This window comes from Nocardiopsis sp. NPDC049922, assembly GCF_040660275.1.
Taxonomy (GTDB): Bacteria; Actinomycetota; Actinomycetes; order Streptosporangiales; family Streptosporangiaceae; genus Nocardiopsis.
Window position 1 is genome coordinate 74,268 of the sequence record NZ_JBFAME010000011.1, and the last position, 25,654, is coordinate 99,921.

The following is a 25,654-nucleotide window of genomic DNA, read 5'->3' on the forward strand; positions in this document are numbered from 1 at the left end:
TTCCGCGCCCGCGCCGCCCACACGCGACCGACGTCGCGCGCAGCGACCGCCTCTGGGGCGAGAGCGCCCGCCTCGTCGGCCTGGACCCCCGACGGAGACGGGCTTCCCGCGCGCTGTGCCAGGATGGTCCGCATGCCCAAGGACACGCGCACCGCTCTGGTGGCCTCGGCCAGCGCCCTCCTGGACGCGGGCGGGATCGACGCGGTCACGCTCCGGGAGGTCGGCCGGCTGAGCGGGGTGTCCCCCATGGCGGCCGACCAGCACTTCGCCGACAGGGAGGCGCTGCTCGCCGCCGTCGCCGCACGGGAGCTCGAACGGCTCGGCGAGGTGGTCGACGACGCCGCGCGTCAGTCCCGCACCTCCCAGGAGGCCCTGCGCACGGTGCTGCGCTCCCACACCGCCTGGGCCCTCGACCACCCGGCCCGGTTCCGGCTGGTGTTCGGCGCCTGGGCGCGCCCGCGGGCGGACCTGGACCGGGCGGCCGGTCGCGCCCGGTCGGCGCTGACGGCCGTGGTGGGCCAGTGCCAGCGCGACGGGGTGATCCCCGGAGGCGATCCGGAGCGGCGCGTCGCGCTGCTGCTCGCCGTGGTGCACGGCGCCGTCGACCTGCACCTGGCCGGGCACACGGCACGCGAAGGCAAGGGCCGGGCGGACCCGGACGACGTCGTCGACGACCTGCTCGACCTGCTGCGCGCCGCCGCCGGGTGATCCGGTGAGGGGCTTGACGGGGTGTCCCGCACCACACCGGATCGTTGACACCCTGTCCGCTTCCGTGCGGCGACCACCGGGCTAGGGTTGCGTGCCATGACGACGAACCACCAGGCCAGCGCCCCCTTCGCCCTCCACATCGCCGACGCCGAGCTGGAACCGGAGCCGCTCGACCCCGAACAGATCGTCTCCGGCGACCCCGTGGTGACCGGCACGGTGCTGTGGGAGTCCGCCGACGGCACCCAGATCCGCGGCCTGTGGCAGATCACGCCCGGCGTGGTCACCGACACCGAGGCCGACGAACTGTTCGTCGTGGTGAGCGGACGCGCCACGATCGAGGTGGACGGCGGCCCCACCCTGGAGGTCGGCCCCGGCGACGCGTGCGTCCTGCGCGAGGGCGACCGGACCACCTGGACCGTCCACGAGACGCTCCGCAAGGCCTACCACATCAGCCTTCCCCGGGCCTGAGTCCGACCGCGCCCCAGCTGCCGATCAGCCGCAGGGCCTCCTCCGACGGCGACCCCGGTTCGGCGTGGTAGGCGATGAGGGACTGGTAGGGGTCGTGCGGCAGCGTGAACGTCTCGTAGGACAGGGTCAGCTCCCCGACCACCGGGTGCCGGATCCGCTTGGTCCCGTACCCCTTCTCCTTGACGTCGTGCGCCGCCCACAGCCGCCGGAAGGCGTCGCTCTTCATCGACAGCTCACCGACCAGGGCCGCCAGCTGGGGGTCGTCCACGTGGCACCCGGCGTCCATGCGCAGATGGCTGACGATGTCGGCCGCCTTGGTGTCCCACTCCACGAACAGGTCCCGGTAGTCCGGGCGCAGGAACACCAGCCGTGCCCAGTTGCGCTCCTGGGGCGGCAGCGCTCCCCAGTCCCCGAACAGCGCCGTGGCCGTCCCGTTCCAGGCGAGGATGTCGGAGCGGCGGCCGATCACGTAGGCGGGCACGCCGGTCAGCGCGTCCAGCAGCTGGCGCAGGGAGGACCGGACCTGCTGGGCGGACGGGGTCGGCTTCTTCCTGTTCCGCTTCGGCTGGGCCAGGTGCGTCAGGTGGGCGTGTTCGGCGGCCGTCAGCCGCAGGGCGTGCGCGATCGAGTCCAGCACCTCCGTGGACACGCCCTGGCCCCGGCCCTGCTCCAGCCGGGTGTAGTAGGCGACCGAGACCCCCGCCAGCTGGGCGAGCTCCTCCCGGCGCAGCCCCGGCACGCGCCGGTACCGCCCGAACTCCGGCAGGCCGACGTCCTCGGGTTTGATCCGCGCGCGACGGGTGCGCAGGAACTCGCTGAGCTCCACGCGCCGGTCGAGCGGCGGTTCGGTGGGCGGCTCGGGCGGGGCGGGCGGACCGATCCGTTCGCCCCGGGCTCCGGGCTCCGTTCGGGGGGCCGCGCTCCCCTCGGCTGGGTGCTCGTCCATGTTCCCAGTATCACCGATCCTGTTCCCCCGAGGCTGACCCCGCCAGTGGTAGGCACGCCCGTCGTACGTTGAACGGAGGTCTGGGTGACCCGCGCGCCGCTCGGCAGACTCGGTGGTGCGTCCGCCCGTCAAGGAGGGCCGGACGGCAGTACGATCCCGAGGAGAACCCTCCGATGACCACCGTCGCCGCCTACGCCGCACCCGCCGCCAAGGCACCGCTGGAGCGCACCACGATCGAGCGGCGCCCCGTCGGCGCGACCGACGTCCGTATCGACATCACGTTCGCGGGCATCTGCCACTCCGACATCCACCAGGCCGAAGAGGGCTGGGGAGAGTCGATCTTCCCCATGGTCCCGGGCCACGAGATCGCGGGCGTGGTCGCCGAGGTCGGTTCCGGGGTGACCCGGTACCGGGTCGGCGACCGCGTGGGGGTCGGCTGCTTCGTCGACTCCTGCCGCGCGTGCGAGTACTGCGACCAGGGCCTGGAGCAGTACTGCGTCGAGGGCATGACCGTGACCTACAACGGCCTCGACCGCCGGGGCGAGCCCACCCACGGCGGCTATTCCACCGGCATCGTGGTGGACGAGCGCTACGTCCTGCGCATCCCGGACTCCCTGCCCCTGGACGCGGCCGCGCCGCTGCTGTGCGCGGGCATCACGTCCTACTCCCCGCTGCGCCGGGCCGAGGTGGGTCCCGGCTCGAAGGTCGCCGTCCTGGGGCTGGGCGGACTGGGTCACATGGGCGTGAAGTTGGCGCACGCCATGGGCGCGGAGGTGACCGTGCTCAGCCAGTCGCTGCGCAAGCGCGACGACGGGCTGCGCATGGGCGCCGACCACTACTACGCGACCAGCGACCCGGCCACCTTCGAGAACCTGGCCGGGACCTTCGACGTGATCCTGTCGACGGTGTCGGTGGCGCTGGACTTCGACCGGTACCTCGCCCTGCTCAAGCCCGGCGGCGTGCTGGCCAACGTCGGCGCCCCGGACGACCCCGTCTCGCTGAACCTGTTCTCCCTGATGACGGGTGGTCGCAGCCTGGTCGGGTCGATGATCGGCGGCATCCCCGAGACCCAGGAGATGCTGGACTTCTGCGCCGAGCACGGCATCGGCGCGGAGATCGAGGTCATCCGCGCCGAGGAGGTCAACGAGGCGTGGAAGCGCGTCGTGGCCAGCGACGTGCGCTACCGGTTCGTCATCGACACCGCCACGATCTGAGCGACCGCTCGACGGTCCGACGGGCGCTGGGGTGCCACCGGCACGATGAGGGTACCCCGCGCCCGGGGCAACCCTGCGAAAACCCTGGAACTCCCGGCCTTGAGGGGGCTCGGAAGGAGTCCTAGGATCCACCCATGGCCGAGCAGACCAGCATCACCACCGACATTCTCGACTATGTGCGGAGCGTGTCACTTCGCGACGACGCGATCCTCTCCGGGCTGCGTGAGGAGACGGCCGAGCTCCCCGGGGGAACGGCCATGCGGGTCATGGCGGAGGAAGGACAGCTACTGTCCCTCCTCGTCGGCCTCACGGGTGCCAGGTCGGTCCTGGAGATCGGTACGTTCACGGGGTACAGCGCCCTGTGCATGGCACGCGCGCTCCCCACCGACGGACAGCTCGTCACGTGCGACATCACAGACCGTTGGGCGGATCTCGGCCTCCCCTACTGGGAACGGGCAGGGGTGAGCGAACGGATCGAAATGCTGGTCGGCGACGCCTCCGAGACCCTCTCCGGACTCCTCGACAAGAGGGGCGAGGAGATCTTCGACCTCGTCTTCATCGACGCCGACAAGAAGAACTACCCCACGTATTTCGAGTACGCCGTTTCGCTCACCCGCTCAGGCGGCCTCATCGTCATCGACAACACCCTGATCTCCGGGCGCGTGGTCGACGCCGAGGCGCGGGACCCGGACACCATCGCGATCCGGGAACTGAACGCTGCCCTGCGCGACGACGAGCGCGTGGAGATCTCCATGCTGGTCATGGCGGACGGGATCACCCTCGCCCGCAAACGGTAGGAGTCAGCGCCCCGATCAGGCCAGATCGACGGCCTCGACGCGCATGGTGGCAGGAGCCTCGCGATGCTCGGAGACCAGGTGCAGGCGCTGGACGTCGGCCCCCGACGGTCGGGGGACCGCGTCGCGGCACGCGCACGGCTCCTCCGTGAAGCCGGCGAACCGATAGGCGATCTCCATGATCCGGTTGCGGCCGGTCGGCCTGAAGTCGGCCACCAGGTGGACCCCGGCCCGGGCCGCCTGGTCCACGAGCCAGTTGAGGACGGCGGCCCCCACCCCGAAGGACACCACTCGGCAGGAGGTCGCCAGTAGCTTCAGATGCCAGACCGCCGCGCACTTCTCCACCAGCGCCACCCCAACCGCACCATGCGGACCGAAACGGTCGGTGAGCGTGGTGACCAGGACCTCGTGTGCGGGGTCGGTGACCAGGGAGCGCAGTGTCGCGTCCGAGTAGTGCACTCCGGTGGCGTTCATCTGACTGGTGCGCAGGGTCAGCTCCTCGACCCGCGACAGCTCCTCGACCCCGGCACGGCCGATCCCCATCACCAGATCCAGCGACCGCAGGAACCCCTCGTCCGGCCCGCCGAACTCCGACCGGGCGGCGTCGCGTTCGAACCCCGCCAGGTACATGTGCCTCCTGTGCCGCGCGTCCACCGTCACGACCTCAGGGCTGAATTCGGGCAACTCCGGCAGCGAGGCGGCCTGTTCGGCGGTGTAGCACCGCACCTCGGGCACCCCGTACTCGACCTCGGCGCGCTCGATCGGCTGGTCGTCGATGAACGCGACCGCGCCGTGGGCGAAGTTCAGTCGGTCGGCGATCGCGCGCACCGACTCCGACTTGGGCCCCCAGCCGATGCGCGGTAGGACGAAGTACTCGGCCAGGCCCAGCCGTTCCAGCCGCGCCCAGGCCTGGTCATGGTCGTTCTTACTGGCCACGGACTGGAGAACGCCTCGTGCGTCCAACTCCAGGACGACGTCGCGGACCTCGTCCGGCACGCGCACCTCACCGTCCTCCAGCAAGGTGCCCTTCCACAGGGTGTCGTCGAGGTCCCAGACCAGGCACTTCACGAGGGTGGGGCGACCGTCACCCGGGTCTGCGCTCACGTTTCCTCTCCCGTTCGTTTCGGCGTCCGGCTCAGTCCACGGTGGCCAACACGTGGTCAGCCAGGATGAGCGTGCACATCTCGCTGCTGCCCTCGATCATCTCCATCAGCCGAGCGTCACGGTGGGCGCGCGCCACGGCGTGCCCGTCACGCGCCCCGGCCGACGCCAGGACCTGAAGCGCCGCGCTGGCCCCCGAGACGGCGTGCGTGGCACTGACGTGCTTGGCCAGGACGGTGGCGGTGACCATGTCCGGCGAGCCGGCGTCCCAGCGGTCGCTGGCGTGTTCGCAAGCGCGGGTGGCGATCCGTTCGGCGGTGTAGATCGCGGCCAGGTGGCGCGCGACCAGTTGGTGCTGGGCGAGCGGGACCCCGAACTGTTCGCGGTTCCGCGCGTGCCTGGTCGCCTCCGCCAGACAGGACCGGAGGATGCCCACGCACCCCCAAGCCACCGACATGCGGCCGTGCGCCAGAGCAGCGGTGATCAGGAAGGGCAGGGGGAGTCCGGTGCCGCCGAGCACGGCGTCGGCTGGCACGCGGGCACCGTCGAAGATGAGGTCGGCGTGCCCGGCAGCCCGGCAGCCCAGCGGTTCGGGGATCGGCTCGACGATGACGCCGGACGTGTCGGCGGGGACCATGACCGCCGCGGCCGCGTCCCCGAACCGGCCGAACACCAGGAAGAGGTCGGCGTAGACGGAGGTGGTGATCCACGTCTTGCGGCCGTCGATCACCACCGTGTCGCCCTCGGCCCGGATGGTCGTGGCCATGGCCGAGAGATCACTGCCCGCACCGGGCTCACTGAAGGCGGCCGCGGCGATCTCCCCGCCCGCCAAGCACGGCAGGTACCGGGCGCGCTGGTTCTCATCACCGAGCCGTTCGACACTGCCCGCGACCATCTGCTGTGAGGTCATCACACTGCGCACCGAGCTGCACAGGCTCCCCACGTGCGCCGTGAGCTCTCCCCCGTCCCGACTGTCCAGGCCCAGCCCTCCATACCTGGAGGACGTCTGCGGGCACAGCAGGCCTTCGATGGCGAGCGCCCGCAGGACCTCACCGGGCAGCCGCCCGACACGGTCCCACTCGGCGGAGCGATCGCCGATGACCTCACTGACCCGCGCCGCCAGGTCCGTCACGTCGTCAGCCATCGGTGTCCCCGTCGGCCCTCAGGCGGAGAACCAGGTCGGCCATGGTCCTGACGGTACGGAAGTTGTCGAGCTTGAGGTCAGCGCCGCGGATGGACACACCATGGGTCTGCTCCAGGTACACGACGAGTTCCATGGCGAACATCGACGACAGCCCGCCGGTGGCGAACAGGTCGACGTCCTCGTCCCACGACGCCCGGGTCCGGCTCTCCAGGAAGGCGACGAGTTCGGTCGTGATCTCCCCGTGTCCCTGGGATTTCTGGGTGGGCGCGGTCATGACAGTTGCTCCGTCCGTTCGTAGGTGAAGAATCCCCGGCCGCTCTTGCGACCGAGGTCTCCCGCCCCGACCTTCGCCAGTAGGAGGTCGCAGGGGCGGCAGCGCTCGTCGCCGGTGCGCTCGTGCAGCACCCGCAAGGAGTCGACGAGGTTGTCGAGGCCGATCATGTCCGCGGTACGCAACGGACCCGTCCGGTGGCCGAGGCACCCGACCATGAGGGCGTCGACGTCCTCCACGTTCGCGACACCCTCCTGCACCACCCTGGCCGCGTCGTTGATCATCGGGTGGAGGAGACGGCTGGTGACGAAGCCGGGCGCGTCGGCGACGACTACGGACTCTCGGCGCAGCGCGTCCAGCAGCTCGTACAGCGCGTCCAGGGTGCGCGGAGCGGTCCGCGGCCCCCGGACGACCTCCACGGCGCGAATGAGGTACGGAGGGTTCATGAAGTGGGCGCCTACCAGATCCTCGGGGCGGGGTGGGTACGCGGCGAGGTCGTCCACGGGAATGGACGAGGTGTTGGTGACCAGGGCCGTACCCGGCTTGGTCCGGGAGCCCACGTCGGTGAGCAGGGCGGCCTTGAGGTCGAACCGCTCGGTGATGGCCTCGATGACGATCGTGGCCTCGGACACGGAGGACAGTGAGGTGGTGGTGCTGAGCCGACCTGGGGCGACCCCCTCGGGCACGGCTCCCATCAGGTGGGCAACGCGCGTCTGGTGGTCGACCCTGGCGCGCGCCCGGTCGAGGGCGGCCTCGTCGACATCGACCAGGGTCACCGGCACTCCATGGACCAGCGCGAGGGAAGTGATCCCAGCGCCCATGGTTCCGGCCCCGAGTACCGTGATCCGGTGCTCGTCATGGCGTGGCCGTACCGCTTCCGTGGACATCGTGGTCTCCTGCGTCATGTGGAGGGACGGGGTGTGTCGGGGGTTGGGGGCACTCACAGTCCGCGTTCCGCCAACCAGTCGTGCAGGACCCGGGCGACAATGTCGGCGTGCTCCTCCAACATCGTGAAGTGGTCGCCGGGAACGGTGATCCGTTCATGCGGAGGCTCCCAGCTGAATGGGGGGATGGGGGCACCGTCCCGGTCGGTGATGGTGTCTTCGGGACGCAGCACCACCGAGGGCGCCTCGATGCGACCGGGGCGCACCTCGGCGAACAGTCGCATGTACCGACCCATCGCGGTCAGGCGAGCACCGTCGACGATCCCCAGGGCACCGCCCCGCTGGAGCATCTGGGCCTCCGTGGTCGGCAGGACCGCCTCGTCGTCGGGGTGGGGCGGGTCCAGGAGCGCCACAGCCGCGGGGTGCACTCCGCGCTCCTCCAGAAGCTCGGCCACGGCGTGCGCCACCGGCCCTCCGGAGGAGCGGGAGACGACCACGAAGGGGCGCCCCGCAGCGCAACGGGCGACGGCGTCGGCCTGCGCGGCGAGGACCGCCTTCAACGTGCCCGGCAGCGGCTCACCCTCCCGGAAGCCCGGGTGCGGGACGACCGCGACCTCCCGCAGCCCGCGCACGCCCGCGGCGAACCTCGCGAACTCCTGGGGTCCCGAGGCCAGCACGATCGACGGCAGGCAGACCAGGAGGGAGGCGTCCGCCTCCTTGCTCGAGAGGACGACGGGACCGCGCGCCGAGACATAGCCCTCGTCCTCGGAGAAGCCGGGCCGCACCGACCCGGCCATGTCCAGCAGCTGCATCCCCTCCGCGGTCCTCCCCTGACGGCAGAACTCCTCGAAGAGCGTGGTCAAGCTATCCGGCGTCGTCGGCCCACCGGTCCAAGGGCCCTCCTCCGCCGACGTCCGCGGGACCGACCGATCGGCGCCGACCAGGCGGTCCAGGAGGAAGCGTGCCAGGGCGTCGGGGGTGGTGTGCTTGAACACCAGCCCGGCGGGCAGGCGCAGACCGGTCAGGGAGCTGAGTTGGTTGCGCAGTTCGACCGCGGTGAGCGAATCGAAACCGACCTCCAGGAAGTCCCGGTCGACCGCCACGTCCTCCGGAGCGGAGTGGCCGAGCACCTCGGCCGCGGCCTGCCGAACGAAGTCGAGGACCAAGCGGTGCCGTTCCGCGGCGTCCGCTCCGCCCAGGCGGCTGCGCAGCCCCGCGTCGTCCGTCGAGCCCGCCGCCGTGCGGCGTGGTCGGCGCACGAGTCCGCGCAGCATCGTCGGGACGTCGGCGCCCTTCATGCTCCGTGCGGACATGGCCGCGATGTCCAACGGCACCGCCAGCACGTGCGCCTCGTCCACCGCGAGGGCCTCCTCGAAGAGTTCCGCCCCTCGCTCGGTGGCGATCTGCTCAACCATGCCCATGCGCGCGTAACGGTGCAGGTCGGTGTCGTCCAACCGCACGGTGAGTCGGCTGCGCTCCGCCCACATGCCCCATCCGATGGTGGTGGCCGGAAGTCCCTGGGCACGTCGCCGGGAGGCCAAGGCGTCGAGGTACGCGTTGGCCGCCGCGTAGTTGGCCTGTCCCGGGTTGCCCAGTGTGCTGGCGGCCGAGGAGAACAGGACGAACTCCCGCAGGTCGAGGTCGCGCGTGAGCTCGTGCAGGTTCAACGACGCGTCGACCTTGGGGCGCATGACGTGATCGACGTGTTCGGTGGTCAACGCCGTGAAGACGGCACCGCCGACGGTGCCCGCGATATGGACGACCGATCTCAGCGGCCGTCCGTCCGGAACCGAGGCGATGACGTCGCGCAGGGCGTCGCGGTCCCCGGTGTCGCATGCGGCGAAGGAGAGGGTGGCGCCGAGGTTCCTCAGGTCGGCCTGGAGCTCGGGGCTGGTGCCCGCCTGACCCCTCCGGCTGACCAGGAGAAGGTGGCGTGCCCCGCACTCGGCGACCAGGTGACGGGCGATCACACCGCCGACCGTTCCGTTGGCCCCGGTGACGAGCACGGTGCCGTCCGACCCCACGTCCAGGGTCTCCCTCTCCTCGGGGACAGCGCGCACCAGTCGCGGAACCAGCGCCGCACCGTCGCGCACGGCGACCTGGGGCTCACCGCTGGCCAGAACCGCGTCGAGGTGCGCCGGTAGGGCGTCGGGAGCGTCCACGTCGACGATGACGCACCGGCCGGGGAACTCGATCTGGACGGTGCGGGCGAGCCCCCACACAGGCGCGTGGTCCAGGTCCGGGACGTCGTCGCCCTCCCCGGCGCTGAGGGCCCCTCGTGTGAGAAGGAGCAGGGGCAGGTCCTCGCAGCGATCGTCGAGAAGCCAACCCTGGATCCGGTCAAGCGCCCGGTGGGTGGCGGTGTGGGCCGCCTCCGCGGTGCCCTCGGGTTCGGGCGCCATGCACGGCACCACCACCGCGAGCGGGACAGGGGCACCAGCGGCCAAAGAGGCGTGCAGCGAGTCGGGATCGTCGTGGTATCCGACCGTGTGTCCGGCCGAGGCGAGGCTGGCGGCGACGCCCAAGGGATCGGGGCCCAGGACCGCGACGGGTGGGGCTTCACCGACTCGGGAGGTCGTCCCGGCGAGCTGGGTCCATGCCAGGTGGAACAGATCGTCCCCTCCCGTGCGGGTCGCGGCCGCCAGCTGCTGGGGACTGATCGTGCGCAGGGCCAAGGCGCCGACGCAGGCGACGGGGCGACCCGACGGGTCGGTGATCCGCAACGAGACCGCGTCGTCCTCCGTCGGGGCCACGTGCACTCGGACATGGGTGGCCCCGACGGCGTGGAGAGTCACGTCGGACCAGGTGAAGGGCAGCCCGGCCGCCTCGGCGAGGCTGGGACCGCCGCGCGGGCCGAGGACGTGGGCGAGGGCGAGGGGATGCTGTGAGGAGTCCATGAGGGCCGGGTGCATACCGAACCGGGCCGCGTCGGTCTCCGTCCCCTCCGGCAACCGGACCTCCGCGTACAGCTCGTCTCCGTCCCGCCACACCGCGCGCAGGCCCCTGAAGACCGGGCCAAAGGCGTTGCCCATCTCGGCCATACGGGCGTAGAAGTCGTCCACCGGCACCGGTTCCGCCCCAGCGGGTGGCCAGGGTCCCTCGCGCTCTGGGGTTTCGCGGTCCGGACGAGGCTGTGCGACCCGTCCGCTGACGTGCTGGGTCCAGGCACCGTCGTCATCCCCGGAGGTTCTGGAGTACACGGTGAGCGTCCTGCCCCCGCTGGCGTCCGGTGGCCCGACCCTGAGTTGGACACGGGCCCCGCCCCGGTTCGGCAACCGCAGCGGCGTGTGCAGGACCAACTCCTCGACGCGCGGACAGCCGACGCGTTCGCCGGCGTGCAGGGCGAGTTCGAGGAAGGCGGTCCCGGGGACCAGGACCGTGTCCAAGACGACATGGTCGGCCAGCCAGGGTTGGCTGTCCAGGCCGATCCGTCCCGTGAAGAGGTACTCGTCGTCGGCGGCGAGTGAGATGGCCGCGCCGAGCATGGGGTGGTCGGCACAGGTGAGACCCGCGGCGGTGACGTCCGCGCCTCCGGTTCCCTCGGTGGCCCAGTAGTGCCGGCGCTGGAACGCGTAGGTTGGCAGGTCGACCTCCCGACGGCCGCCGAACACGGGACGCCAGTCGACGGCGACCCCGTGCACATGGGCCCGCGCAAGCGCGGCGAGGAAGCGGTCGTCACCGCCGTCGTCCCGGTGCAGGGTTGCCAAGACCACGGCGTCGTCAGCTCCCGCGTCCTCACAGGTGTCCTGGATCGGCGATCCGAGAACCGGGTGCGGCGAGACCTCCAGGAAGATGCCGTGACCGTCGTCCAGCAACGCCCGCACGGTCTCCTCGAACCGGACCGGCTGGCGCAGGCCCCGGTACCAGTAGCCCGCGTCCATGGGTGTGTCGCCCAGGGGACCACCCGTCAGCGGCGAGTAGACGGGGACGTCCGGGTGCCGGGAGGTGACGCCGGCCAGAGCGGTGACGATCCGCTCACGCAGACGCTCCACGTGCGGTGTGTGCGAGGCGTACTCGACCGGGACGAGCTGGGCCCGCACACCGTGGGACTCGTACTCCTTGACCAGGTGGCGGACCGCTTCGGAGGCCCCCGCGACCACGGTGGCGGCGGGGCCGTTCACAGCGGCGACGTGCACCGATCCGGCGAACCCGGGCAGACGCTCACGCACCTCGTCGGCGCCGTGCCGAACCGAGGCCATCGCTCCGGTGCCCGCGAGGTCGACAATCGCCTGGCTCCGCAACGCCACGACCTTGGCGGCGTCCTCCAGGGACAGCACTCCCGCCACGCACGCCGCCGCGATCTCCCCCTGGGAGTGGCCGACCACGGCGGACGGCTCGACCCCGTGGGAGCGCCACAGAGCGGCGAGCGAGACCATCACCGCCCACAGCACCGGTTGGACGACGTCGTCCCGGTCGAGTGCCGGTGCTCCGTCCTCCCCCCTGAGCACGGCTGTCAGCGACCAGTCCACGAACGGGGACAGCGCTCGTTCGCAGTCGGCCATCCTGCGCGCGAACACCGGTGAGGAGGCCATCAGGTCGACGGCCATGCCCTCCCACTGCGAACCCTGGCCGGGAAACACGAACACGGCGCTCTCGCGAGCGACGGCCCTTCCCTGGTGGACAGCGGCGTCCGGAGCCCCCTGGGCGAGGGACCGCACGCCCCGAAGGAGACCGTCCCGGTCCCGCGCCGCCACGGCCGCCCTGTGTTCGAACGCCGTTCGGGTGGTGGCGAGGGACCAGCCGACATCGGCGGGATCCAGGTCGGGCCGCCGCACGAGGTGGGCGTGCAGCCGGGCGGCCTGGTCGCGCAGCGCGGCCGTGGACCGGCCGCTGAGCAACCACGGAACCGTGCGGGATCGCGCCGGCGTGGGATTGCTCCTGACCGGTTCCGGATCGGAGTCGTCCGGAGCCTCTTCGAGGACGACGTGGGCGTTGGTCCCGCTCACTCCGAACGACGACACGGCGGTGCGGCGAGGGCGGTCGGTTCGAGGCCACGGCGCGGACTCGGTCAACAGCGCCACCGCCCCGGACTCCCAGTCCACGTGCGCGCTGGGCTCGACCACGTGCAGTGTGGGGGGCAGGGTCCTGTGTCGCAGCGCCATGATCGCCTTGATCACACCGCCCACACCCGCTGCCGCTCCCGCGTGGCCGATGTTGGACTTCAGCGACCCCACGCCGACGGGCCGGTCCGCGGGCCGGTCCCGCCCGTAGGTGGCCAGGAGGGCGTTGGCCTCGATGGGATCGCCCAACGTCGTTCCCGTTCCGTGTGCCTCGACCATGTCGACGTCCCTGGCGGTGAGCCGGGCGTCGGAGAGGGCGTCCCGGATCACGCGCTGCTGGGCCAGGCCGTTGGGGACCGACAGTCCGCTGCTGGCACCGTCCTGGTTGACGGCGGTGCCGCGCAGCACGGCGAGGACGCGGTGGCCGTTGTCGCGGGCGGAGCTGAGCCGCTCCAGGAGGAGCATGCCCACCCCCTCCGACCAGCTCGTGCCGTCGGCGGTCGAGGAGAAGGCCTTGCACCGGCCGTCGGGGGCCAGTCCGCGTTGGCGGCTGAACGCGATCCAGGGCCCCGGGCTGGTGTACACGCTGACGCCGCCGGCCAGGGCGAGGTCGCACTCCCCCTCGCGCAGGGAACGGGTGGCCAGGTGGAGGGCGACCAGGGAGGAGGAACAGGCGGTGTCCAGGGTCAGCGTCGGCCCCTCAAGTCCGAGGCTATAGGCCACACGTCCGGCGGCCACGGCGGGCATGACACCGGTGAGCAGGTAGCCCTCCAGTTCCTCGCCTGCCCGCCGGATGGCCGGGCCGTATGGCTGGCCGACCATGCCTAGGAACACCCCGGTAGGGGTGCCGCGCAGGGTGGTCGGGTCGATGCGCGCGTGTTCGACGGCCTCCCAGGACGCTTCGAGCGCGACCCGCTGCTGCGGGTCCATGGCGACGGCCTCACGGGGGCTGATCCCGAAGAATTCGGCGTCGAACCGCCCGGCCCCGTGCAGGAAGCCGCCCTTACGCAGGTAGCTCGTTCCAGGGGTGCCAGGGTCGGTGTCGAAGAGGGTGTCCAGTTCCCACCCCCGGTCTGTGGGAAAGTCCGTCAAACCCTCCCCGCCCCGCTCGACGAGGTCCCAGAGGTCGTCAGGGGAACCGACCTCCCCCGGGAAACGACAGCCGATGCCGACCACCGCGATCGGTTCGTGCCGCCGACCCTCCAGTTCGTCGACGCGGCGCCGCGCGTGGCGCAGATCGAGCGCCAGTCGACGGGCCAGTTCCTGGAACTTGTCCTCATGCGTCATGAGCGACCAACCTCGGGTTCGGGAGCCGACGTCGGCTAGGAGATTCCGAACTCCTTGCCGATGAGCTCGATGAGATCGTCATCCCTCGCGCCTTCCAGTTCCTCGGTGCCTTCCGCCGTTGCTCCCTGACCGATGGAGAACGCCTCCAACAGGTCATGGAGCCCCGCCACCACCTCGTCCCGTTCCGCCGTGTCCAACACCGTGGCCTTCAGCGCGAACCGAAGCTGGTCCAGAGCGGCGATCGGATCGTCGTTCGCGGTGTTCCCGGAGCAAAGCAGGAGGGAGAGTAGGTGCCGGGCGAGGGCGAGTGGTGTGGGGTGGTCAAAGGCGACGGTCACCGGGAGTTCCAGCCCCGTGGCCGCGCTCAGGACGTTGCGCAGGCGTACAGCCCCCAATGAGGTCCCGCCCGCGTCCAGGAATCCCCGATGGACGTCGACCTGTTCTTCCTCGGAGAAACCGAGCACGGCCGCCACGTGCTCGCGGACGAGTGCGAGCACGGCCTCCTCCCGGTCACGGTCGGACAAGTGCGGCAGCGTGGACAGACCTCCCCGTGGCGGTCTCCCGAGCACTGTGGGTACCTCCCCCGGTTCGCCGCTCGACGCGAACCGAGAGGGCCGCGGCCGGGCGTCCAACCAGTAGTCCCGGCGTTGGAAGGGGTAGGTGGGCAGGTCGACCACGCGTGGCGCGTGAGCCGCGAAAACCGACGACCAGTCCGGCTCGGTCCCGCACACCCACGCCTCGGCGAGAGCCGCCAGGAACTCCCGGGGACCACTGGTCTCGCCGTGGAACGCCCCGAGGACGGCGGCCTCGTCACCGCTCCGGTCGGCGGCCTCCACGGTCTGCTGGATCCCGATCGTCAGGACCGGCCGCGGACCCATCTCGACGAACGTGCTGAACCCGTCGGCCGCCATCGCACGCACGGTCGTCTCGAATCGAACCGTCTGGCGGATGTTCCGGTACCAGTAATCGGCGTCCATGGTGGTCCCATCGATCTGGGCGCCGTGCACCGAGGAGTACAGACGAAGGTCCCCCGGGCGCGGCCGGATCCCGTCCAGCGCGGCCAGGAGCTCCTCACGCAGAGCATCGACTTGGGGAGAGTGCGCGGCGAAACCGGCGGGGACCGGGAAGGCGAGGACACCCGCGTCGGCGCACCGTTCGGAGAGTTCCGTGAGCGCGTCGGTGTCCCCGGCGACCACCACGGTGCCCGGCCCGTTGTGAGCGGCGACGTCCAGTCGCCCCTTCCAGTCGTCCAGCGACGGAGGCTCCTGCCCGGGCCGCAACTGGAGCGCCAGCATCCCGCCGGCGCCCGCCAGAGGTACGACGAGTCGACTGCGGAGGGCCACCACTGCGGCCGCGTCATCCAGCGTCAGGACGCCTGCGACGTGCGCGGCGGCGATCTCCCCCTGGGAGTGGCCGACCACCGCGGAAGGTTCGACTCCGTGGGACCGCCACAGTCGGGCAAGAGCGACCAGGAGCGTGAAGAGCAGTGGTTGGGCCACGTCGGGCCGACTCACGTCCAGGGTGTCGGAGCGACCGCGCAGCGCGGCGGTCACCGACCAGTCGAGATGGGGTGCGAGCGCTCGCTCACAGTCGTCGACGGCCTCGGCGAAATCCGGGTGGGCGTCGATGAGGGAGCCCAGGTCCAGGTGATCGCCGAGCGCTCCCTGCCCCGGAAACACGAACGCGATGCGGGGCTCGGCCACAGAACGGCTTCGAATGACGCCGGGAGCCGGACGCGCGTCGGCGAAGGCGTCGAGGGCCTCGATCACCTCGTCCCGGTCACGGGCCAGGAGAGCGGCCCGGTGCGCGAACCGGGAGCGGGTGGTGGCCAGTGACCAACCCACGTCCTCGAGGGCGGTCTCCGGGCGTCGGCGCAGCCGATCAGCGAGCTGGGCCGCCTGCTCCCGCAGCGCGGTCTCGCTACGCGCTGACAGCACCCACGGGATGGGGCCCGTCCCCTTGACCGGTCTCTGCCCCGACGGCGAGGTCTCGGACGCCTGTTCCAGGATCACGTGCGCGTTGGTGCCGCTCATACCGAACGAGGAGACTCCGACGCGTCTGGGGCGGCCGGTCTCCGGCCAGGGCATGGCCTCGGACAGCAGCCGGACACCACTCCCGTCCCAGTCCACCAGGGGTGACGGCTCACCCACGTGCAGTGTCCGCGGCAGGACGCCGTGCCGTAGGGCCATGACGGACTTGATGACGCCGCCGATCCCGGCCGCGGTCTGGGCGTGGCCGATATTGGACTTGAGCGACCCCAACCAGAGAGGACGGCCCTCCGGGCGATCGCGACCGTAGACGGCGATGAGCGCCTGCGCCTCGATCGGATCGCCCAGCCTGGTACCCGTGCCGTGCGCCTCCACCATGTCGATGTCGGTCGGAGCGAGACCCGCGTCGTCCAGAGCCCGTGTGATCACGCGTTGCTGCGAGGGTCCGTTGGGCGCCATGATCCCGTTCGATGCCCCGTCCTGGTTGACGGCGCTGCCGCGCACCACCGCCAGAACCGTGTGTCCGTTGCGCCGGGCGTCGGAGAGCCGTTCCAACAGGATCATGCCCGTACCCTCGGCCCAGCCCGTTCCGTCGGCCTTGGCGGAGAAGGCCTTGCAGCGGCCGTCGGGGGCGATCCCGCCCTGCCGCGAGAACTCCGTGAACACCCCCGGGGCGGCCATGACACAACTGCCCCCAGCCAGGGCGAGCGAGCACTCTCCGACGCGCAGGGACTGAACCGCCTGGTGCAGCGCGACCAGCGAGGCCGAGCACGCTGTGTCCACCGTTACGGCCGGACCAGTCAGGTCCAGTGTGTAGGACACTCGGCCGGAGGCGACGCTGGGCAGGGACCCGGTGAGCGCGAAGCCGTCCGCGGAGGCGTCCGTCAGCCGGGGTCCGTACTCCTGAGGCATGGTGCCGACGAAGACGCCGGTCTCGGATCCGGCCAGGGACATCGGATCGATCCCGGCTCGTTCGATCGCCTCCCAGGCGGTCTCGAGGAGGAGCCGCTGTTGGGGGTCGGTCGCGAGCGCCTCGCGTGGGGAGATCCCGAAGAACTCGGCGTCGAAGGCGGCGGGACGGTCGAGGAAGCCACCCTCGCCGGTCGCCGAACGCGGTGCTCCGGATGTCCCCCCAAGAAGATCCTCCAGGTCCCATCCCCGGTCGGTCGGAAAGGGGCACACCACGTCGCGCCCCTCGGAGACGATGTCCCACAGTCCCTCGGGCGTATCGGCACCCCCGGGGAACCGGCAGCCCATACCGATGATGGCGATCGGTTCGGGCAGGGTCGAACGGTCCAACTCCTCGCGCAGCCGCACATTCTCCTTCACCGCAGTCCTGAGGGCCGCGACCAGGCGTGCGTCGTTATTGGTCAACTGCCGTCTCCTGTCCAGCGTGGTGAGGATCCTGACGCTTGCGGAGGGCCAGCGTGACGAGCTCGTCCACCCCCATCGCGTCGATACTGGCGTCCTGGTACTCCATGCCGGCACTGACGAGGGTGTCGGCCCCCTCGTTCAAGGCCTCATCCTGACTGGGGAGTTCCGTTGGGAAGAGCAGGTCCCGCAGGAACGCCGCCAGGGCGCGCGGTGTGGGGTGGTCGAAGATCGCGGTGGCCGGCATCCGCACGCCGGTGGCACCGCTCAGGCGGTTGCGCAGCTCGACTCCGGTCAGGGAGTCGAGTCCGATCTCGGTGAACGGCCGGTCGGGGTTGATGGGAGACGGCCCGGTGCTGGTTCCGTGACCGAGAACGACCGCGGTGTGCGTGCGGACCGCCGCCAGGACGGCACGCTCACGCTCGGCCAGGGGCAGGTCCGCGAACCCCTCCGGCGGAACGTCGCCGGTCTCCTCGGTCGATCCCCTGCCTCCCGGGTTCCCCGACGTACCCGGGGAGGCGAGACCGCGCGGGAAAGGCGCGGCGCCACCGTCCTCGATGTCCAGCAGCGCGGGCACACCGTTGACGAGCTCCCAGAACAGGGCGGTGTCGAATGTGGCGAGCGCCTCCTCGGGAGGCATCGGCGCGAGTCCGCCTCGCCGGAGTGCGCCGAGGTCGGTGTCGTCCAAGTGCTTGGTCATGCCCGTGGGTTCGGCCCACAGCCCCCAAGCGAGCGACGTCGCGGGAACTCCGTTCTCCCTACGGTGGTGGGCCAGGGCGTCGCAGAAGGCGTTCGCGGCGGCGTAGTTGCCCTGCCCCGGATTGCCCAACACACTCGCCGCCGACGAGAAGAGCACGAACGCGCCCATGTCGACGTCGGCGGTGAGCTCGTGCAGGTTCCAGGCGGCGTCGACCTTCGGCCTCAGCACCCGGTCGATCTGGCCCCAGGTGAGAGAGGTGACGGTGGCGTCATCGAGCACGCCGGCCGTGTGCACCACAGCACCGAGAGGCCGGTCCTCCGACGGTCCGGCGAACAGATCCTCAAGGGCGGAGCGGTCGGCCACGTCACAGGCCACCACCCGGACTCGGGCTCCGAGCCCCTCAAGTTCCGCGGTGCGCTCATCCTGTCCCTCTGCGTCAGGGCCGCTCCGGCTGACGAGAAGCAGGTCGCGCACCCCGTATCCGATGACCAGATGGCGGGCCACCTGGTGTCCCAGGGTTCCGGTCCCGCCGGTGATGAGGGTCGTGCGTTCCTGTGGGAACGGTGCGGGCACGGTCAGCACCAGCTTGCCGACGTTCTCCCCCCGCTGCAGAGCGCGCAGGGCGTCCTGGGCGTGGCGGAGGTCGTGGACGGTGATCCGGGGCAGTGTGAGCACACCCGTGGAGAACAACTCCATGACACGGTCCAGCATCTGGCCGATCCTCTCGGGGGGCACGTCCGTGATCTGGAACGGGTCGTAGCCGCGCCCGGGGAAGGCCGCGGCGACATCCCGTACGTCGCGAATGTCGGTGAGCCCCATCTCCACGAACCGACCGCCCGGGCCGACACCATCGCCCGGAGAACGCAACAGCCGCAGTGAGGCGTCCACGAACTCTCCGCTGAGCGAGTTGAGGACCACGTCCATCCCACGCCCGTCGTTGGCATCCCTCAGGCGCTGCTCGAACTCCAGGTCGCGGGAGGAGGCCAGCCGGTCCTCATCGATCCCGTAGGCCGCCAGCCCCGCCCACTTGCGCCGACTCGCCGTGCCGAACACGCGGGCCCCCATGTGTTGGGCGAGCTGCACGGCCGCCGTCCCCACGCCCCCCGCCGCGGCGTGCACCAGGACACTCTCGCCTGGACGCAGCGCCGCCAGATCCACCAGAGCGTGGTAGGCGGTCAGGAAGGCGACGGGAACCGCCGCGGCCTGTTCGAACGTCCAGTCCTCGGGGATCCGGACGAGCTTGCGGCCGTCGGCGACCGCGATCGAACCGAAGGCTCCTTCGAACATGCCCGCCACCCGGTCACCCCGGGTCAGACCCGTGACCTCCGCACCGATCTCCAGGACGATCCCGGCCCCCTCGAGCCCGATCCCGGTCTCCCCCTCGACCATGCCGAGCGCGACCACCACGTCCTTGAAGTTCACGCCGGCGGCACGAACGGCCACACGGACCTCGTGGGGGCCGAGGGCTCCTCCCACGTCTGGCGCCGGCACCAACTCAAGATTCTCCAAAGAGCCGAGACGTCGAGTGTCCAGGCGCCACGGCGCGCGCGGGGGTGTGAGCCGCCGACCGGCGTCGGCCCTGACCAGTCGGGGCACCAGGACCGTTCCCGAGCGCAGCGCCAACTGAGATTCGCCCAGGTCGACCGCACCGGCCATCATCCGAAGGGAGTCCTCGGAACCGTCGGAGTCCACGAGAACGAGGCGGTCGGGGTACTCTCGCTGAGCTGCCCGCAGCAAGCCCCACACCGGGGCCGCCGCGAGCCCGGTGAGCCGACTGCCCGGGTCCGTGGACACCGCGCGCCACGTCACCACGACCAGTCGCGCATGTTCGGTACGGGGATCGGTCAGCCAGGCGCGGATGGTCTCCAGAACAGAGTCCAGCCCTCGGCGGACGGACTTGGGCACCGAGGCGTCCTCGGCGTAGACGGCGCTGGCGGGCAGCTCCGTGTAGACCACCGGCGGCACCGTGCCGTCCAGGTCGAGTCCCTCCAGGTCCGGCAGACCTGTGGGAACGACGGGCGATGGGGCGGGGGCGGTGGCCCTCTCCCACACGAGCTCGTACAGACCCGGAAGTTCGGAGGGATCGCGCTCGGGGAACGCGTCCTCGTCGAGCCGACGCATAACCAACTCGTCGACGGACACGACCAGCTCACCCGACGCGTCCGCGACGTGGAGCCGGAACCGGTCGGCTCCGAGTTCCGTGGCGCGGACGCGCAGTCGGCCTGGCGTCGGCGCCCCAGCGGTGGCACGGACGCGCACCCCCGACCACGTGAACGGGACCATCAGTCCACGTCCGCCGGTCCCGCCGTGGAGCAGGACGGCGTGCAGGGCCGAGTCCACCAGGGCCGGATGGGGACCGTGGAAGGGACCGCCGGTGTGGGGTGTGTCGGGCAGTTCGATCTGGGCCAGGAGGTCGTCCCCGAGTCGCCACACCCCCCGCAGGCATTGGAAGAGGGAACCGTACGCGTAGCCGCACCGGGCCAGGCGGGCGTAGTCGGGCCGGACGGCCACCGACTCGGCGTCAGCCGGGGGCCACTGTTCATCCGGTGCGAGGGCACCGTCGGCCTTCCAGTGCAGGGGACCCTCGACCAGGGCCCCCGACGCGTACCGGGTCCAAGGGGCGTCCGCCGCGGCGTCCTCGCGCCGCGCGTGGACGTGCACCTCTCGCCGGCCCTGGTCATCGGGTGCGTCCACCGTGACCTGGAGCCAAGCACCCACGCCGCGCGCCAGCACCAGTGGCGCCTCCAAGACCAGGTCGGCCACAGTGGACGCGCCGACCCCGTCGGCCGCGTGCGCGACCAGGTCCACCAACGCTGTGCCCGGCACGACGACCCTGCCCAGCAACACGTGATCACGGACCCAGGGTTGTCCGTCGAGGTCGACGCGGCCGGAGAACACGGTGCGTCCGTCGGCCAGAGCCAGTGGGTCGCCCAGCAACGGTTCGGCGGCCGTCTCCCGGACGGCGTCGACTGGTGCGGACGGAACCACCCAGTGGCGTTGGCGCCGGAAGGGGTCGACGGGGACGGTGACCGGGGCGCCCTCGTCGGCCACGCCCTCCAACACCACGTGTGCGTTGGTACCGCTGATACCGAAGGAGGACACGGCCGCCCGGCGAGGACGACCGGTCTCCGGCCACTGCTCCGCCTCTCGAAGCAGGCGCAGTCCGCTCTCCTTCCAGTCGATCCTGTCGGAGGGCTCATCCACGTGCAGGGTGCGGGGCAACCGCCCGTGCCGCAGCGCCTCCACCGTCTTGATCACCCCGGCCACTCCGGCGGCGGCCTGGGTGTGCCCAATGTTGGACTTGAGCGACCCCACGCGCAGATCCGCGCCGTGCTCGCGCTCGCTGCCGTACACCGAGATCAGCGCGCGCGCCTCGATCGGATCACCCAACCTGGTCCCGGTCCCGTGGGCCTCGACTGCGTCCACCTCGTCTGGTCGCAGGCCAGCCGACTCCAGCGCTTGCCGAATCACCCGTTCCTGGGCTTCCCGGTTGGGCGCGGTCAACCCGTTGCTGGCCCCGTCGGAGTTGACGGCGCTGCCCCTGACCAGGGCCAGCACGGGCCGTCCGTGGCGGCGTGCCTGTGACGCGCGCTCGAGCAGGAGCATCCCCGCGCCCTCGGCCCAGGCGGTCCCGTTCGCGCCGGCGCCGAAGGCACGGCAGCGCCCGTCGGGAGACAGGCCGCGCTGGGCGGAGAACTCCAGGAACATGCCGGGAGTGGCCATAACCGTGGCGCCGCCCGCCAGGGCCATCTCGCACTCACCGCGCTGGATCGCCGCCACGGCTTGGTGCAAGGCGACCAGGGAGCCCGAGCAGGCGGTGTCGATGGTCAGCGCCGGGCCTCGCAGCCCCAGGACGTAGGCGATGCGGCCCGACGCGACGCTCAGGGTACTGCCGGTGAGGCGGTATCCACCGTCGTTGCTCACGCCCGGGTCCGCCAGTCGCGGACCGTACTCGGTGGGCATCACACCGACGAACACACCGACCTGGTGTTCACGAAGGTCGACCGTATTCAACCCGGCACGTTGGATCGCCTCCCAGGAGGTCTCCAGCAGGAGCCGCTGCTGAGGATCCATGGCGTCGGCCTCGCGAGGACTGATACCGAAGAAGTCGGCGTCGAACATGTCGGCGTCGTACAGGAATCCGCCGGAGCGCGTGTACGTGCGTCCCGGGGTGCCCGGTTCGGGGTCGTAGAGGGCGTCGAGGTCCCAGCCGCGGTTGTCGGGGAAGGCGCCGATCGCGTCCACGCCGTCCTCGACGAGCCGCCACAACCGCTCGGGAGATCGCACTCCGCCCGGCAGCCGACAGGCCATCGCAGTGATCGCGATCGGATCGTCGTCAGGGGTCGGGGCTGAGGCCACCACGGGCACGACTGGGGCCGGGACGGACGATATCGCCGATCCGGAGGCGGTCTGATCGGGCCCGGACATCTCTTCCCCCACCTCACCCACGAGGAACTCCGCGAGCGTGGAGGGGGTGGGCTGATCGAACACGGCGGTGTCCTCCAGGCGAACCCCGGCCTCCCGCGACAGCGCACGTACGAGCTGGAGCAGCATCATCGAGTCGAAGCCGAGGTCACGCAGGGCGCGATGCTCATCCGACGCCGACAGGGACGACCGGCCGAGGATCCGTGCGACGTGCTCGCGGACCAGTTCACGGACCCCGCGCGCATCGCTCCCCGACACCGTCGTCGACGCGTCCCACTCCACGTCCGCTGTGGTCCGCCCGCCCGGCCAGTAGCGGCGCCGTTGGAACTGGTAGGTCGGCAGGTCGACACAACGTGCCCCGGTCCCCCTGAACAGCGCGGCCCAGTCGATGTCGACCCCGGCCGTGAACGCTTGGCCGGCCGCGGTCAACAACTGCGCCTGGTCCCCCGCTCCCCGGCGAAGAGTCGGCAGCACCTGGCCACGCGCACCAGCTGAGTCGAGCACTCCCTGCACACCGAAGGAGAGCAGAGGGTGTGGACCGACCTCGATGAACGTCCGCCATCCGGAGCTGATGGCGGTCTCCACCGCCGAGGCGAACCGCACCGTGCCGCGCAGTCCGGAGTACCAGTACTCGGCGTCCAGCCGCGGACCGTCAGGGCCGAGTTCGGTTCCGGTGAACGTGGAGATGAACGGAACCCGGGCGGGACGGGGGTCCACGTCGCCGAGCCGCTCACGCAGGTCCGCTCGGATGCGCTCGACGTGGGACGAGTGGGACGCGTAGTCCACGTCCACCAGGGCCGCGTGGACACCGTGCTCGACGCAGTGTTCCACGGCGCGGCGTACCGCCGCTCGACCTCCCGAGACCACGACCGACTCAGGTCCGTTGACCGCGGCCAGACACAGGTCCGCGTCGCCCTCGACGAGCGCCTCGGCGCGTTCACGGGACAACCCCAGCGACGCCATCCCACCGGTCCCGGCCAACGCGGTCAGTGCCTGGCTGCGGAGAGCCACGATCCTCGCGGCGTCCTCCAGCGACAGGATCCCGGCCACGTACGCAGCGGCGATCTCCCCTTGGGAGTGACCGATGACCGCCGCAGGCTCGACCCCCATGGCCGACCACACCCTGGCCAGCGAGACCATGACCGCCCACAGCACGGGCTGGACGACGTCCACCCGCGCCCCGGCCCCGATGAACGCCGGAGACTGGGGTTCCCCGCGCAGTACCTGGAGGAGCGACCAGTCCACGTGGAGGTCGAGGGCTCGCTCGCACTCCAGCAGCTGCCGGGTGAACACCTGGGAGAGTGGCCCGTCGTCGTTGAGAAGTTCACGGGCCATCCCCGCCCATTGGCCTCCCTGCCCTGGGAAGAGCAAGACGGGTCGTCCCTGTGTCCCGTCCACCGGCAGTGACGCGGGTGGGACCGACTCGAGTTCACGGGCGGCCCCGCCGACCGACGCGAGGATCACCGCGCGGTGCTCGAACACCGAGCGGGTGGTGGCCAGTGACAGGCCCACGTCCTGAGCTCGCAGCCCCGGACGGGACGAGACGAAGAAGTGCAGGGACGACGCCTGGGCGCGCAGAGCCTCCTCGGACCGGGCCGAGAGCACCCACGGAACCGGGTCGAGAACCCCGTCGCCCGTTCCGGTTCCGGGGCGGTCGGCCTGGACCGCAGGCGGCGGCCCCAGCACGAGGTGGCAGTTGGTACCGCCCACTCCGAAGGAGGACACACCCGCCAACGGGGCGTTCACGGGCCAGGGACCGCGCTGGATCTGCGGGCTCAGCCGCAACGCCTCCAGGTCGATGTCCGGATGCGGCTGCGCGAAGTTGCGCGTGGGCGGAATCTGCCGGTGGGAGAGGCTGAGCACGGTCTTGACGAGACCGACGACGCCAGCGGCGCCCTCCAGGTGTCCGACGTTGGTCTTGGCCGAACCCACACGCAGAGGCTCCTCGCGTCCGTCCGCGAACACGGCTCCGAGCGCGGCCGCCTCGACCGGGTCGCCAGCGGGCGTGCCCGTACCGTGGAGCTCGACATAGGCGACCTGTGCCGGGTCGACCGCCGCCCGGCGGTACGCCGCCCGCAGGACCTCCTCCTGTCCGAGGGTGTCCGGGCGGGCGAGGTAGGAGGTCTGGCCTGAGTTGTTCACGGCACCGCCCCGCAGGACCGCGTGAACGGGGTCCCCGTCGGCCAGGGCCTGGTCGAGCGGCTTGAGCATGACGACGGCCCCGCCCTCGCCTCGTGCGTAGCCGTTGGCCCGCGCGTCGAAGGTGTAGCAGCGCGCGTCCGGCGAGAGCCCCCCGAAACCGATGAGGCTCTCGGTACTCTCGGGCGCCAGGATGAGGTTCACCCCGCCGGCTAGAGCCGTACCGCACTCCCTGCGGCGCAGGCTCTCCATCGCCATGTACACGCTGACGAGGGACGACGACTGGCCGCTGTCCACGGTCAGGCTCGGCCCGGCCAGACCGAGCGCGAAGGAGACCCGATTGGCGATCATGCCGCGCTGGGTGCCCATGAACGTGTGGTGGGTCTGGCCGTCCTGTCCGGCACGCTGCTGGACGAGGGCGAAGTCGGAGCTGATCGCACCGATGAACACACCGGTGTCCGTGCCGCTCAGAGAGTCCGGTGCGATGCGTGCGTGCTCCACGGCCTCCCAAGCGAGTTCGAGCATGAGACGCTGTTGGGGATCCATGGCCGCGGCCTCGCGCGGGGAGATCCCGAAGAAGTCGGCGTCGAACTCCTCCACCCGGTCGAGGTACCCGGCCCAGTACTGGTCGCGTGAGGCGGAGTCGACTCCGAGCCGCTCCGGAGGCGCGGAGATCGACTCCCGGCCCTCGCAGAGCAGCCGCCAGTAGGCGTCCGGAGTCGACGCGCCCGGGAGTCGGAGGGAGATCCCGATCACGGCGATCAGTTCACCGGCTTCTGGAGGTGTCCGCACACCCGTCACCATCGTCGTCTCCGATCTCACGTCACCCGACGTCGTTCCGCACACCGCAGGGACCGCCTTCGTCAGCGATCTTCCAGTGCAAATGCACGGTCAGTCCATTGTTTGTGCAGGTCAGGAATGATCGATTAGTGGCTCGTGCCCACCACGCAGCGGTCCGGGACGCGGGGGCTCCCCTGGGGGACCGGAGAGGAGTGGGGAAGGGCACGACCAGGGGACGTCGCGTACCTCGCCACCGACAGAAGACTCACCGCGGCGTCAACGAATCAGTCGTGGAAAGACAGATCGGACCTCAGGCAACAAAGACCCCACCACTCACCATGTAACGCTTTCGGACACCAACGTGAAGGATCGTACCCGCAGCTCGCAGCCTGTGACAACGAAAACTCCCTTTACGGACATTGCCTTCCTGATTT

12 protein-coding genes are annotated in these 25,654 nt (G+C 71.0%); 4 read left to right on the forward strand and 8 right to left on the reverse strand.

Annotated features, from left to right (window positions below; genetic code table 11):
• The first annotated feature begins 132 nt into the window (after positions 1 to 132).
• Positions 133 to 708: a TetR/AcrR family transcriptional regulator gene (locus AB0I72_RS20645; RefSeq protein ID WP_358571053.1), complete on the forward strand. Its 576-nt coding sequence runs from the start codon at positions 133 to 135 to the stop codon at positions 706 to 708.
• A 96-nt stretch (positions 709 to 804) separates the two neighbouring features.
• Complete coding sequence (locus AB0I72_RS20650) at positions 805 to 1,176, forward strand: cupin domain-containing protein (protein WP_358571056.1); 372 nt, start codon at positions 805 to 807, stop codon at positions 1,174 to 1,176.
• Here AB0I72_RS20650 and AB0I72_RS20655 read toward each other — a convergent pair.
• Positions 1,157 to 2,122, reverse strand: a complete 966-nt coding sequence (locus tag AB0I72_RS20655) for a helix-turn-helix transcriptional regulator (RefSeq protein WP_358571059.1) — start codon at positions 2,120 to 2,122, stop codon at positions 1,157 to 1,159. The two genes, AB0I72_RS20650 and AB0I72_RS20655, sit on opposite strands and share 20 nt — an antisense overlap.
• A gap of 173 nt (positions 2,123 to 2,295) precedes the next feature.
• On the opposite strand from AB0I72_RS20655, the gene AB0I72_RS20660 reads away from it, so the two are divergent.
• Together AB0I72_RS20660 and AB0I72_RS20665 are read left to right on the forward strand one after the other, a co-directional pair.
• On the forward strand, positions 2,296 to 3,336 hold the full coding sequence (locus AB0I72_RS20660) for an NAD(P)-dependent alcohol dehydrogenase (RefSeq protein WP_358571062.1): 1,041 nt from the start codon (positions 2,296 to 2,298) through the stop codon (positions 3,334 to 3,336).
• Positions 3,337 to 3,470: 134 nt separating this feature from the next.
• Positions 3,471 to 4,133 carry a class I SAM-dependent methyltransferase gene (locus tag AB0I72_RS20665; protein ID WP_358571065.1) on the forward strand — a complete coding sequence of 221 codons (663 nt, stop codon included), beginning with the start codon at positions 3,471 to 3,473 and terminating at the stop codon, positions 4,131 to 4,133.
• Between the two features lie 15 nt (positions 4,134 to 4,148).
• On the opposite strand, the gene AB0I72_RS20670 is transcribed toward AB0I72_RS20665, so the two are convergent.
• Genes AB0I72_RS20670 through AB0I72_RS20700 form a run of 7 tightly spaced genes read right to left on the reverse strand, consistent with a single transcriptional unit; the run spans position 4,149 to position 25,244 of the window.
• On the reverse strand, positions 4,149 to 5,234 hold the full coding sequence (locus AB0I72_RS20670) for an HAD-IIIC family phosphatase (protein WP_358571068.1): 1,086 nt from the start codon (positions 5,232 to 5,234) through the stop codon (positions 4,149 to 4,151).
• Positions 5,235 to 5,265: 31 nt separating this feature from the next.
• The gene (locus AB0I72_RS20675; protein ID WP_358571071.1) at positions 5,266 to 6,375 is read right to left on the reverse strand and encodes an acyl-CoA dehydrogenase family protein; all 1,110 of its coding nucleotides are present in this window, start codon (positions 6,373 to 6,375) and stop codon (positions 5,266 to 5,268) included.
• Positions 6,368 to 6,649 (reverse strand): acyl carrier protein, encoded by a 282-nt coding sequence (locus tag AB0I72_RS20680; protein WP_358571075.1) that lies wholly within the window; start codon positions 6,647 to 6,649, stop codon positions 6,368 to 6,370. Before AB0I72_RS20680 ends, AB0I72_RS20675 begins: the two co-directional genes overlap by 8 nt.
• Positions 6,646 to 7,551, reverse strand: a complete 906-nt coding sequence (locus AB0I72_RS20685; protein ID WP_358571078.1) for a 3-hydroxyacyl-CoA dehydrogenase family protein — start codon at positions 7,549 to 7,551, stop codon at positions 6,646 to 6,648. Before AB0I72_RS20685 ends, AB0I72_RS20680 begins: the two co-directional genes overlap by 4 nt.
• A 35-nt stretch (positions 7,552 to 7,586) precedes the next feature.
• Positions 7,587 to 13,817, reverse strand: a complete 6,231-nt coding sequence (locus tag AB0I72_RS20690) for a type I polyketide synthase (RefSeq protein WP_358571080.1) — start codon at positions 13,815 to 13,817, stop codon at positions 7,587 to 7,589.
• A 35-nt stretch (positions 13,818 to 13,852) separates the two neighbouring features.
• Entirely contained in the window at positions 13,853 to 17,179 is a 3,327-nt protein-coding gene (locus AB0I72_RS20695; RefSeq protein ID WP_358571083.1) for a beta-ketoacyl synthase N-terminal-like domain-containing protein, read from the reverse strand.
• Positions 17,169 to 25,244: an SDR family NAD(P)-dependent oxidoreductase gene (locus AB0I72_RS20700; protein ID WP_358571232.1), complete on the reverse strand. Its 8,076-nt coding sequence runs from the start codon at positions 25,242 to 25,244 to the stop codon at positions 17,169 to 17,171. Before AB0I72_RS20700 ends, AB0I72_RS20695 begins: the two co-directional genes overlap by 11 nt.
• Positions 25,245 to 25,654 lie beyond the last annotated feature (410 nt).